The sequence below is a fragment of the Alkalibacillus almallahensis genome (assembly GCF_011761495.1).
In the GTDB taxonomy this organism is placed as follows: Bacteria; Bacillota; Bacilli; order Bacillales; family Alkalibacillaceae; genus Alkalibacillus; species Alkalibacillus almallahensis.
Map to the genome: position 1 here is coordinate 20981 of NZ_JAASRU010000019.1, position 12233 is coordinate 33213.

Here is a 12233-nt window from a genome sequence, read left to right on the forward strand (position 1 = left end):
TGCATATGAAAGAAGTTATGATTGGCGTTCTTGGACCTGAAGATTCAGTAGAACGATCACTAGAAGTTATAGATAAGTTGGAAGGCATTCGTGCATATCCGTACTCATATGAAAACACGGAGGATGTTAAACCGATTATAGAGCAGCATCGTTATAAGGTTGATCAATGGTTGTTTTCTGGTCCGTATCCTTACTCGTATGCTATCGATGCAGGCGTGATCACAAGTGAGGAGGGGACTTATGCGACGCTTCACGGATCAAGTTTATTGTCGGTACTGCTTAATATTTTTATAGATTTTGGTTACATGGTTGATCAAATTAGTCTCGATACGATTGGCGAAGAACTTCTAGACTCAGAACAATTGCAGTCCGTTCAATTTCATCGTGTGAGTCAAGGTCGATTTTATGAGCCACATGAACAAGTGGTCGAATTTCATCAACAAAAATATGATCAGGGAGACACGGCCGTAGCTGTTACGTGTATTCATGCGGTCTATCGGAAATTAAAAGCGCGAGGAGTCCCTGTCTATCGAGTCGTTCCATCAGAAATCTCGATTCAACTAGCACTCGATTATTTAAAGCAGCGAGCTTATACCCATTCCTATCAGAAAAAGCAATTCGTTATTTTAGGAGTGGATGTGGTCTATCCATCGGCTGTGGCTGAAGGCTTCGTTCCTTATCAAACCCAGCACCAAGAGCTTGATTTACACCGAGCGATCTTAAAAATGTCTGAGCAAGTAAACGGGTCGATGGTGAAAATCGGTGGCGGTAAATACTTTATCTATACCACAAGGGGGGATGTGGACATATTTTTACAAGAACATTCGATTAGAGAGCGCATTGATCAAATGGCTGCTCAGAGTGGATTAGACATTCGAGTTGGCATTGGCTATGGCCACACGGTATTAGAAGCAGACGAGCATTTGCAGATTGCTTTTGGATACGCAGGTGAACCAGAGTACGACCGGATTGTCTTAGTGAACGAAGATAAGGAAGTATTATCGGTTAGTCAGCAAGATTTTCCGATGTTAACGCAACAGCGCATTGCTGATGAGGATTGGTTAAAGCGATTAAATGACTTATCCATTAATCCAACACAGTTATCACGCATTTATGCCTTAATTCATCATTATGAAAAAAACGAACTAACAGCACAAGAATTAGCTCATTGGTTACAACGATCCGAACGCAATGCGCGGCGAATTTTAGTCGATTTAGAAGAAGTAGGGTTAGCGAAAGTTGTCGGTGAAGAGTCCGGCCAGCGGGGGCGCCCGAAGAAAGTCTATCAAATATTAAACCCATCTTAGACGTAAGGGAGAGTGACGTATGGAAAACGAGCAAAAAGGGTTCCTTAACAAGGTTGAAAAGTGGGGAAATAAACTACCAGATCCGTTCTTTATCTTTGTATATTTAGCGATCTTCGTGATGCTATTATCATTAGTATTTAGCCTTGTTGGAGCAACAGTTGAGCACCCAGGTAGTGGGGAAGTTTTAGAGATTAAAAGTTTAATATCGGGTGAAGGTCTGCAATATATTTTAGGGTCGATGCTCGATAACTTTACCGGATTCGCACCGCTCGGTCTAGTGTTAGCGATGATGCTCGGTATCGGTCTAGCGCAACGAGTTGGTTTATTAGAAACAGCGATTAAAAAATCTATTTTAAACGCACCGCCAGCATTAGTGACTTATGCGGTTATTTTTACAGGTATTATCGGTAACTTGGCCTCTGATGCGGCGTTCGTCCTCGTTCCACCATTGGCAGCAATGGTCTTCTATACGGTTGGACGTCATCCACTTGCAGGTTTAGCGGCTGGTTTCGCAGGTACGGGTGCCGGTTTTACGGCAAACGTAATTATCGCAGGTACAGACGCGCTTTTATCTGGAATTACGACTGAAGCGGCTAAAGCTGTTAATGATACGATTAACGTGACACCAGTTGATAACTATTACTTCATGCTTGCGTCAGTTGTGATTTTAGCATTTGTTGGTGCGCAAATTACTGAGCGCATGATCGAACCAAAATTAGGAGAATACACAGGTGATTTCGAAGATTCCTTTGAAGAGGTGACGGCTCAAGAATCTCGTGGTTTACGCAATACAGTGATTGCAGGTTTTATTTACTTAGGCCTAGTTGCCTTAACCTTATTCTGGCCAAATTCACCACTAAGAGCTGAAGATGGAAGCATGATCCCGTCTCCATTTTTAGATAATATTGTTCCGATTCTCTTATTATTCTTCATCACACTTGGTGTAACTTATGGTGTGACCGTGAAGAAGATTACGACATCAGGCGATATTCCGAAATATATGGCCGAAGCGATGAAAGACATGTCGAGCTATATCGTGTTAATCTTCGCAGCTGCTCAGTTTATTAACTACTTTAACTGGAGCAACTTAGGAACTTGGTTAGCAGTTAATAGTGCAGAATTTTTAACGAGTATCGAGTTGACAGGACTGCCGGTTATTATTGGCTTTGTGCTTTTAACGGCTGTGCTAAACTTAATCGTGTTCAGTGGCTCTGCACAGTGGGCGTTAATGGCACCGATTTTCGTGCCGATGTTCATGCTACTTGATTACGATCCAGCGTTTGTTCAAGCAGCCTATCGTATTGCCGATTCATCGACGAACATTATTACACCGCTGAACCCGTATATCTTGATCGTGCTAGCATTTATGCAACAGTATGATAAGAAAGCTGGTATGGGTACACTCATATCCCTCATGTTGCCATACAGCTTAATCTTCCTAGGTATTTGGATTGTCCTATTAATTATCTTCGCTTTAACAGGCATTCCACTCGGACCAGGTGTCAATATGATGATGTAATTTTTATTAGCCGGCTCTACACTTATCGTGGAGCTGGCTTTTTTATGCGTGGGTTGATGGTAATTTAATAATTTAACCTTTGTGATAAACATTTTGACCTTTATCATAGGAAAAAGTATTGATTGGTGAGACTGAATGGCGTTCAGTCGCTGATAAAATTACGATATCAGCGACCATGATGGTTAAGCTCTAGTTTTGATCAGGTAGGTCGCCGATAAAAAGTGGGTATCAGCGCCTCAAGAAATATAACGGCGCGATAGGAAAAATAACGACGACTTCTGGAATATAACGGCGCGATCTCAATTATATCGGCATTCGCTGATATATAACGACGCGCGCCGAAACCGAGCAAATAACGGCGACCTTTTGAAATAGTTTCAATCAAAATTCGCACGTTAATTGGGTCAGACATCATGTTATATTAGATATAAATAGTATTAAAGGAACTCAACCATGCGCCAGTGGACATCGTGGTTACTCGTCATTTTATGGATGGCGTTAATCTTTTATTTTTCCCATCAACCAGGGACTGAATCTAGTAATTTAAGTGGTAGTGTTATGCAGGTGGTATTGAATCTATTGCCATTTGTCAGTGAAGATACGGAATTTATTCACGTACTCATAAGAAAAGGGGCGCACGTATTCGTTTATTTTGTATTAGCGATTTTACTTATGAATGCGATTCGCTTGCATCATTTTCGGACGGTGAATCGAGTCGTGCTCGCATTAGGTGTGTCCGTCTTGTATGCTGCATCTGATGAGTATCATCAAACATTTATCGATGGACGAGCGGGGCAAGTGAGCGATGTGTTAATTGATTCAGCAGGTGCTGTGCTTGGTATAGGTGTTTATTTGGTGTGGAAAAAAATTAGACAATAATGGTCATTCATATATATTGAAAAAATCACACTTATAGCTTATTCTGTAAGATAATACAACTGACAGTTAATTCGACAAAATTTAGACGAGCAAATAAATTTGACCAAGTGGATTAGATAATCGAGGAGGATGCACCATGAAACCAGTGAAAAAGGCGATCATTCCAGCGGCTGGGTTAGGGACGAGATTTTTACCAGCAACAAAAGCCTTACCGAAAGAGATGCTGCCGATCGTTGATAAACCAACGATTCAATATATCGTTGAAGAGGCAATTGCATCAGGAATTGAAGATATCATGATTGTAACTGGAAAAGGAAAGCGCGCGATCGAGGACCATTTCGACCGAGCGTATGAATTGGAAGATGCTTTATTAGAGAAGCAAAAATTCGATCTATTAAATGAAGTGACCGAAACGTCGAAGGTGGATATCCACTATATTCGCCAAAAAGAACCTAAGGGCTTAGGACATGCAGTGTGGTGCGCCCGTAAATTTATCGGTGATGAACCGTTTGCTGTCTTGCTTGGTGATGATATCGTGCGTTCAGACAAGCCAGCTTTAAAACAATTGATGGATGACTATGAATCAACTGGTCATTCCGTGATTGGTGTACAGACAGTCCCGGAAGAAGAGACGCATCGTTACGGGATTATCGATCCAATGGAACAAGATGGACGTCGTTATCGGGTTAATTCATTTGTTGAAAAGCCATCCGTAGATGAAGCACCGTCGAATTTAGCGATAATGGGCCGTTATATATTGAATCCAGAAATTATGACGTATCTCGACCAGCAAAAGCTCGGCGCTGGGAATGAAGTTCAATTAACAGATGCGATTCAAGAATTGAACCATAAAGAACCCGTTTTTGCCTATAATTTTGAAGGCCGTCGTTATGATGTTGGTGAGATTAAAGGTTTCCTTAAAACGACAATCGAAATGTCGCTAGAACGTGATGATGTACGAGATGAACTTTTGGAGTTTATGCAAGGATTGTTGGAGACGTATAAGACGAAGCAGTGAAGACCTAACCTCTTATTCTAATTATTAGAATAAGAGGTTTTTTAGGGTGCGGTTATCATTAGTCGAGAGGTGTTTTCCATCGAGTTGCAGAGTTTTCCCATCGAGTGAAGCAAAAATATCATCGAGTCGAGAAGGTTTCCATCGAGTAGAACGAAGATATCATCGAGTTGCTATGCAATACCATCGAGCTCGCTTACGGATTTATAACGATGATCATAAAACTTAATTAATCTGAATTTTTTATAAAAATGTCTTTACAAATTAATTACTACTATAATAGAATGCATGTAACGGGTTACACAAAACGCAATCCATTTTATTAAACATAATGTGTAACCGTTTACATATGAATGTAGTGAAAATGAATAAGGTGATGAAAGTGACGACAATTCGAGATGTGGCAAAGGATGCGAATGTCTCTGTTGCAACAGTTTCGCGTGTGATGAATGATAATGGATATGTGAATCCAGAGACGCGCGAAAAGGTGAAGGATACGATTGCTCGGTTGAATTATCAACCGAATTCGGTTGCGCGGAGTTTATATAAGAAAGAATCGAAAACGATTGGCATTATGGTGCCGGATATTATGAATCCTTATTTCCCTGAACTTGTTCGGGGTGTAGAAGATTATTTGATTGAAAAAGGGTTTACAACAATTTTATGTAATACGGATGAAGATCCAGATAAAGAAAGACTATATTTAGATGTGATGAAACAGCGTTATGTTGATGGCGCGATTGTGGTTTCGAATACGTTAAAACGAGATTTAATTGATCAATATGATATGCCGATTGTTGCATTGGACCGTTCGATTCACGAAAATGTGCCGACATTTATGGTGAATAATACGGTAGGAGCTGAGCAAGCGACGCAACATTTAATCGATATTGGGTGCAAACGTATTGCTCATGTTCGAGGGCCTGAGCATGTTGAAAACGCTACGGCTCGTTACGAAGGTTACTACAACATTATGCAACAAGCTAATAGATTTCATGAACATTATGTTGTTCAAGGGGACTTTGATCAAAAACAATCAGCTAAAGCGGTTAAACAATTGTTGCAAGAACATCCAGAAGTTGATGGCATTTTTGCAGGAAACGATATTATGGCACTCGGAGCTTTGAAAGCAGCAGAATCATTAGGAATTAAAGTTCCTCAAGAATTAGCGATTATCGGATTTGACGGGATTGATTTAAGTAGTATGACGATTCCGGAGTTATCAACCATGTCGCAGCCTATCTACGAGATGAGCACACAGGCAGCTGATGCGTTGATGTCCCTTATATCTGGCGAAGCAACAGATGAAACAGAACATATTTATCAGCCGACTTTAGAATGGCGGCAATCTACTGATCGAATGAGAAAGGAAGATTAGTAATGGCAGCAAAAGTTACAGTTATTGGAAGTATTAATATGGATTTAGTAGCCCAAGCTGAACGTTTCCCTAATAAAGGTGAAACGTTATTAGGTCAAGATTTTCAAACGATTCCTGGTGGTAAGGGTGCAAATCAGGCAGTTGCTGCAGCTAAGTTAGGGGCAGATGTTACCATGATTGGCTGTGTGGGCGACGACCCGTTTGGTCAACCACTAATCGATAATTTGAAAGAGCAAGGTGTTAATCGATGTCAGGTTGAGGTGATTGAAGGGGTTCCAACAGGGATCGCTCAAATTACCGTGGCAGATCACGATAATACAATCATCGTTGTTCCGGGTGCCAATAATCATGTAACACCTGAATTGGTCCGCCAATACGAAGAAGATATTAAAGCAAGTGATATAGTGCTGTTACAATTTGAAATTCCGTTAGAAAGCGTGGAGGAAGTTGTTAATTTGGCGAATCAGCATGATGTGAAGGTGGTCATGAATCCAGCACCCATTCGGTCGATCGATCTTGACTTGTTAGAGAAGGTGGACTTTTTAACACCTAATGAACATGAGTTGAAGATTTTAATTGATGATGAGCAAAAAGATACTTTTTATAATGACAATCGAGACCGCTTTTTCGTGACTTATGGATCTGAAGGTGTGCATATGGTCAAAGACGGTGAAGCTTCGATTGTTCCTGGTTATACGGTGAATGTTGTTGATACAACTGGAGCAGGCGACACCTTTAACGGAGGCTTTGCGGTGGCGATTGCAGAGGGTCAATCCTATGCTGAGGCTGCTCGTTTTGGCAATGCGGCCGGTGCTTTATCAGTGAGTCAATTCGGTGCACAGACAGGTATGCCAAGTCGTGAAGATGTGATGAAACTATTGAATGGAGAGCGTGGATAATATGAAAAAACAGGGTGTACTCAACAGTGATATTGCAACAGTGCTTGCTTCGCTAGGTCATACCGATATGATTGTCATTTCGGATTGTGGTTTACCTGTTCCAGATCATGTTCCCAAAATTGATTTGGCATTAAAGAAAGGCCAACCACGATTTACTGACACGTTAGAAGTCGTATTGTCCGATATGGAAGTAGAACATATCACGCTAGCTGAAGAAATTAAAACTAACAACGCAGAAGTCCAAAAAGAAATTTTTAATCAATATAGTGGTGAAGCGGATTATGTCTCGCATGAACGGTTTAAAGCGCTCACTCAAGATGCCAAAGTGGTGATCAGAACGGGTGAGGTCACGCCGTTTGCTAATGTCATTTTAAGAGCTGGGGTGATTTTTTAATGGCGCAACCAATTGTGCAAATGAAGGGAATCTCCAAATCGTTTGTCGGTAATAAAGTTTTAAATGAAGTTGATTTTGAAGTTTTGCCAGGAGAAGTTCACGCATTGTTAGGGGAAAATGGTGCGGGAAAATCAACGCTAATGAAGATTTTGACTGGGATTCACAGCCGTGATGAAGGTGAAATTTATGTAAAAGGTGAGGCAGTTGAATTTAATAATCCGAAAGAATCGGAGAAAGCAGGTATTGCTGTCATTCATCAGGAACTGAACATCATTCCGTATTTAACGGTCATGGAGAACATGTTCTTAGGGCGTGAGTTGAAGTACGGAAAAACGGGTGTCACCAACACGAAAAAGATGAAACAGTTAACTAATGACTATCTCCTACAGCTAGGCATTGACCTTGATCCATTAGCATTGGCGGGCAATCTTTCGGTTGGTCAGCAACAAATGGTTGAAATTGCTAAGGCGATATCCGTTGATGCAGAAATGATTGTGATGGATGAGCCAACCGCGGCCTTAACAGACCGTGAAATCGAAGGATTATTTGAGGTGATTGAGCGACTTCGTGAGCAAGAAGTTGGTATTGTTTATATTTCGCACAGAATGGAAGAGATTTATCGGATTTGTGATCGTGTTTCGATTTTACGTGATGGTGAGTATATTGGCACGCGCGAAACTAAAACGGTTGAATATGAAGAAATTATTCAAATGCTAGTGGGCCGCGAATTAGGCACGCTTTATCCAGAGCGGGATGCCGAAATTGGTGACGTGAAAATGAAAGTTGATGGGTTAACATCGGATGCCTTTCAAGATATTAATTTTGATTTAAGAGAGGGTGAAATTCTCGGTGTCGCTGGCCTAATGGGGGCAGGACGCTCAGAGATCATGCAGTCCTTATTTGGGTACCGGACAATTGAAAGCGGTTCAATTTCGATCGAAGGAAAACCAGTTAATATTAAAAAGCCGACTGATGCAATTGATGCTGGAATTGGTTTCGTGACAGAGGACCGCAAAGAACAGGGTCTAGTACTGTCTATGTCAGTAAAAGAAAATTTATCGTTGCCTAATTTGAAAGGGGTTTCAAATCAAACCATTTTGTCGGACAAGAGTGAAAAGGGACTCGTTGATGATTTAGTTAAGCGTTTGAATGTGAAAATGGCTGGTCAAAATCAAGAAGTTAGGATGCTTAGTGGTGGTAATCAGCAAAAAGTTGTCATTGGAAAATGGCTCGGAATTAATCCGAAAATCTTAATTTTAGATGAACCGACTAGAGGTGTTGATGTCGGGGCAAAGAAAGAAATTTATCACATTATGAATGAATTAACGAAGCAAGGAGTTAGCATCGTTATGATCTCTTCAGAATTACCAGAAGTCTTAGGCATGAGCGATCGTATTTTGGTTATTCATGAAGGGCGAATCGGAGCTGAGTTAAAACGTGAAGATGCTACTCAAGAAAAAATTATGTACGCAGCGACTGGAGGGGAGTAACGTGAAAAATCAATCAGTAGGACAAATCCTGCAAAAAATCGGACCGTTACTTGGTTTAATTGTCATTATGACTGGACTAAGTATTATGAGTCCACAGTTTCTTAGTTTAGATAACTTATTAACCATGCTTAGACAGGTTACAATTGTCGGTTTATTAGCATTTGGTATGACATTCGTTATTTTGACGGGTGGAATTGATCTGTCTGTTGGTTCAACTCTTGCTTTAGCAGGAGCCTTAACAGCTGGGATGATGGCAAGTGGGTTAGATCCTATTTTGGCTGTATTGCTAGGTGTTTTAGCAGGTGCTGGTCTTGGTGCCTTTAATGGCCTTGTCATCTCAAAAGGTAAAGTGGCACCATTTATCGCAACGCTTGCCACGATGACCATGTTCCGAGGGTTATCCCTCGTCTATACGGAGGGCAGACCTGTAACGGGTTTCACAGATAGTCAGTTTTTCGATTTAATAGGTCGTGGCTACTTATTTGGTATTCCGATTCCGGTTATCATCATGTTCGTGATTTTCTTTATCTTATTATTTATCTTGAAGAAAACGGTGTTTGGTCGCCATGTTTATGCATTAGGCGGTAATGAAGAGGCTTCAATTTTATCAGGAATAAAAGTTAATCGTGTGAAAATCGGTGTTTATTCCTTAACTGGTGCATTGTCTGCATTAGCTGGTATTATTTTGACGTCACGATTAGGCTCTGCATCACCGAACGCAGGTTTCACGTATGAATTAGATGCCATTGCGGCCGTCGTACTGGGTGGTACTAGTTTATCAGGTGGCCGTGGTTGGATATTTGGAACCTTGATTGGTGCGCTAATTATCGGCGTGCTCAACAATGGTTTGAATCTATTAGGTGTTTCATCTAACTATCAGCAAATCGTAAAGGGGGCGGTCATTCTTCTAGCAGTCTTATTGGATCGTCAAAAGTCGTAGTTGCTTAGCCGATGGGTCAAAATACTATTCTATGATTAGGAGGAAAACACGATGTTTTCAAAATTTAAATTAAGTTTATTAGCGTTTTTAGTAATTGGATTATTAGCAGCATGCTCAACAGAATCACCAACTTCAGGAGATAATGAAGAGAGTGATAGCGATTCTGGAAGTGATGATGGTATTCATATTGGTATGTCTGTTTCAACTCAGAACAACCCATTCTTTGTGACACTTAAAGAAGGGGCTGAGGCGAAAGCTGAGGAAGATGAAAATGTTGAATTAACTGTAGTTGATGCTCAAAATGATTCAGCTCAACAGTTAAGTAGTATTGAAGATTTAATTCAACAAGATGTTGATGTTTTAGTTGTAAATCCTACTGATTCAGAAGCAGTTGTCTCTGCTGTTGAAGCAGCAAACGATGCGGATATTCCTGTCGTAACGATCGACCGCAGTGCTGATGGTGGCGAAGTCGTAGCTCACGTTGCTTCTGATAATGTTGTCGGCGGTGAAATGGCAGGCGATTATATTGTTGAACAATTAGGCGGCGAAGGTAATGTCGTTGAACTTCAAGGTATTCCAGGTTCGTCAGCTGCCCGTGAACGTGGAGAAGGATTCCACAATGTTGTAGATGAAGAAGATGGCATTGAAGTTGTAGCGAAACAACCAGCAGGATTCGAACGAGCTGAAGGATTAAGCGTAATGGAAAATATCCTACAAACAGGTGACGAAATTGACGCAGTATTTGCCCACAACGATGAAATGGCACTAGGCGCAGTACGTGCATTAGAAGCAGCAGGAAAAGAAGATGTTACCGTTGTTGGTTTTGATGCAATCGATGATGCTGTTGAAGCAATCGAAAACGGCGAAATGGATGCGACGGTTAAGCAACAACCAACTGTCATTGGTGAACGTGGTGTTGAAATCGCGAAGAAGATCGCAAATGGTGAGGAAGTAGAAAAATCTCAATCAGTTGAATTAGAGATGATTACAGCTGAATAAATTTAACTAGAATCCTAACTAAAGCTCGACTTTAGTTAGGATTTTTTTGGTTAAATCTACTGATAGAGTAATATAGCATATTGATACAGCGATAAATAATAGAGATACAGCGAAAATCAGGGATTATACAGCGATTTCTCTCTATCATACAGCGAAAATCCATACTCATACGGCGAATTTTTACAATTATACAGCGAAATCAAGATTTTATACGGCGAAACTGATGCTCGAGTTCGGGAACTAGCTTAGAGAGGTTATATTTCGATAATCGCTTTTCCCCAATACGGTCGTAATTTGCTAATAGTCGCTTACATACATGAGACGAATCAAGGCTGAGCCAACCTTTCACATCTTGATTAGAAAATTCAGGGTATTGATGAAAGATTAAGAGGTCACGTAATGCGTCAGTATGAGCATGTTTATCGTAATGTTGACATGCTTGACAGAACCAAGTTCCGTGTTCCCGTTTCATGACCACTTTTGAACATCTTGAACAAAAAGGACCGAGGATTAAATCGTTTTCTTTAATATTCCAGTCTTTCGCCAAATGCCGATTTCGAGGTGTATGATTTGCGACTAAACATTGGCCGATTGTCTGAGCTTGTTTGGATGAAATGATCGGAGTATGATTTTCTTCTAATAAGTCGTAAATAAACTGAAGTAAATAGTGATGCGTGAAAAGATTGTTCGGTTGATTCGGCATATCAATAATGACTTCGGGATGCGTGAATGTTGCACATGTGTAGATAGGGAGTTGATCAAGTTGGTGGTTCATGAGGAAGGTTTTTAATTGGCGGCGTTGAATATCAGCTTGATGAAGGGGGTGTTGTAATGACTTCGTTTTACCATCAACGTGTTGAATCATTTGTTTGGCATCATTTTCGGTGATCACACCTTTAGTATGTTTACTTTCAACGATGAGTAAGAATTGCCTCGTGATTAAGAGGGCGTCGATTTGAAAATAGTGGGTAAAAGCTTTTGCTCGTAGGTCAAATAGGGTGAAAACAGGTTCGTAGCGTAATAGAGCAAAGTAATATTGTAAGGCTTTTTCACCTAAATAACCTGCGAGTTCACGGTGATAATAATCTTGTATTTGTTCGTAATATTGATCTCGCTTACGATAACGCTTGATCAGAACCTCTAATTGTAATAATTCTAACGGCTTTTGCAATGGTAATAGATTCATCATATGACTCCTTTCGATACATAACATTATAAGCCTATAGAGATTGATTGGCTATCTGTCATGAAAGATGGATATCACTTCTTAACGATATTATCGCAATAATAAAAAGGGTACTACATAGATTTTTAACTGTATTCATTTGTCAAATTAAGCGAGACAACATACTGTCATCGACGTGATCCATGAAACACTCAATAGGCGTTCTATAATTCAAGGATTTCCTTGGT

11 protein-coding genes are annotated in these 12233 nt (G+C 40.5%); 10 read left to right on the forward strand and 1 reads right to left on the reverse strand.

What is annotated here, in order from left to right; genetic code table 11:
* Nucleotides 1-5: 5 nt before the first annotated feature.
* From FHR85_RS13260 to rbsB, 10 genes are all read left to right on the forward strand, one after another.
* Nucleotides 6-1307 carry a helix-turn-helix domain-containing protein gene (locus FHR85_RS13260; RefSeq protein ID WP_167264071.1) on the forward strand — a complete coding sequence of 434 codons (1302 nt, stop codon included), beginning with the start codon at nucleotides 6-8 and terminating at the stop codon, nucleotides 1305-1307.
* Between the two features lie 19 nt (nucleotides 1308-1326).
* Entirely contained in the window at nucleotides 1327-2826 is a 1500-nt protein-coding gene (locus FHR85_RS13265; protein ID WP_167264073.1) for an AbgT family transporter, read from the forward strand.
* A 453-nt stretch (nucleotides 2827-3279) separates the two neighbouring features.
* Entirely contained in the window at nucleotides 3280-3705 is a 426-nt protein-coding gene (locus FHR85_RS13270; protein WP_167264075.1) for a VanZ family protein, read from the forward strand.
* Between the two features lie 136 nt (nucleotides 3706-3841).
* Nucleotides 3842-4723 carry a UTP--glucose-1-phosphate uridylyltransferase GalU gene (gene galU, locus FHR85_RS13275; RefSeq protein ID WP_167264078.1) on the forward strand — a complete coding sequence of 294 codons (882 nt, stop codon included), beginning with the start codon at nucleotides 3842-3844 and terminating at the stop codon, nucleotides 4721-4723.
* A gap of 379 nt (nucleotides 4724-5102) precedes the next feature.
* Nucleotides 5103-6098: a substrate-binding domain-containing protein gene (locus tag FHR85_RS13280; RefSeq protein WP_167264080.1), complete on the forward strand. Its 996-nt coding sequence runs from the start codon at nucleotides 5103-5105 to the stop codon at nucleotides 6096-6098.
* 2 nt (nucleotides 6099-6100) lie between these two features.
* Nucleotides 6101-6997, forward strand: a complete 897-nt coding sequence (gene rbsK / locus FHR85_RS13285; RefSeq protein ID WP_167264081.1) for a ribokinase — start codon at nucleotides 6101-6103, stop codon at nucleotides 6995-6997.
* 1 nt (nucleotide 6998) lies between these two features.
* Nucleotides 6999-7391, forward strand: coding sequence for a D-ribose pyranase (gene rbsD, locus FHR85_RS13290; protein WP_167264084.1), 393 nt, complete (start codon nucleotides 6999-7001; stop codon nucleotides 7389-7391).
* Nucleotides 7391-8881 carry a sugar ABC transporter ATP-binding protein gene (locus tag FHR85_RS13295; RefSeq protein ID WP_167264086.1) on the forward strand — a complete coding sequence of 497 codons (1491 nt, stop codon included), beginning with the start codon at nucleotides 7391-7393 and terminating at the stop codon, nucleotides 8879-8881. The genes rbsD and FHR85_RS13295 overlap by 1 nt, the downstream gene beginning before the upstream one ends.
* Before the next feature lies 1 nt (nucleotide 8882).
* A complete protein-coding gene (locus FHR85_RS13300) occupies nucleotides 8883-9821 on the forward strand; it encodes an ABC transporter permease subunit (protein WP_167264088.1) in 939 nt (312 codons plus the stop codon).
* 51 nt (nucleotides 9822-9872) lie between these two features.
* Complete coding sequence (gene rbsB, locus FHR85_RS13305) at nucleotides 9873-10820, forward strand: ribose ABC transporter substrate-binding protein RbsB (RefSeq protein WP_167264090.1); 948 nt, start codon at nucleotides 9873-9875, stop codon at nucleotides 10818-10820.
* 199 nt (nucleotides 10821-11019) lie between these two features.
* Here rbsB and FHR85_RS13310 read toward each other — a convergent pair whose 3' ends face one another.
* Nucleotides 11020-12006, reverse strand: a complete 987-nt coding sequence (locus FHR85_RS13310; RefSeq protein ID WP_167264092.1) for a nuclease-related domain-containing protein — start codon at nucleotides 12004-12006, stop codon at nucleotides 11020-11022.
* Nucleotides 12007-12233: the final 227 nt, after the last annotated feature.

Excerpts from the sequence above, each read along its gene's own strand:
- FHR85_RS13260 (WP_167264071.1), top strand. The coding sequence starts at position 6 with ATGAAAGAAGTTATGATTGGCGTTCTTGGACCTGAAGATTCAGTAGAA.
- FHR85_RS13265 (WP_167264073.1), top strand. The coding sequence starts at position 1,327 with ATGGAAAACGAGCAAAAAGGGTTCCTTAACAAGGTTGAAAAGTGGGGA.
- FHR85_RS13270 (WP_167264075.1), top strand. The coding sequence starts at position 3,280 with ATGCGCCAGTGGACATCGTGGTTACTCGTCATTTTATGGATGGCGTTA.
- galU (WP_167264078.1), top strand. The coding sequence starts at position 3,842 with ATGAAACCAGTGAAAAAGGCGATCATTCCAGCGGCTGGGTTAGGGACG.
- rbsK (WP_167264081.1), top strand. The coding sequence starts at position 6,101 with ATGGCAGCAAAAGTTACAGTTATTGGAAGTATTAATATGGATTTAGTA.
- rbsD (WP_167264084.1), top strand. The coding sequence starts at position 6,999 with ATGAAAAAACAGGGTGTACTCAACAGTGATATTGCAACAGTGCTTGCT.
- FHR85_RS13295 (WP_167264086.1), top strand. The coding sequence starts at position 7,391 with ATGGCGCAACCAATTGTGCAAATGAAGGGAATCTCCAAATCGTTTGTC.
- rbsB (WP_167264090.1), top strand. The coding sequence starts at position 9,873 with ATGTTTTCAAAATTTAAATTAAGTTTATTAGCGTTTTTAGTAATTGGA.
- FHR85_RS13310 (WP_167264092.1), bottom strand. The coding sequence starts at position 12,006 with ATGAATCTATTACCATTGCAAAAGCCGTTAGAATTATTACAATTAGAG.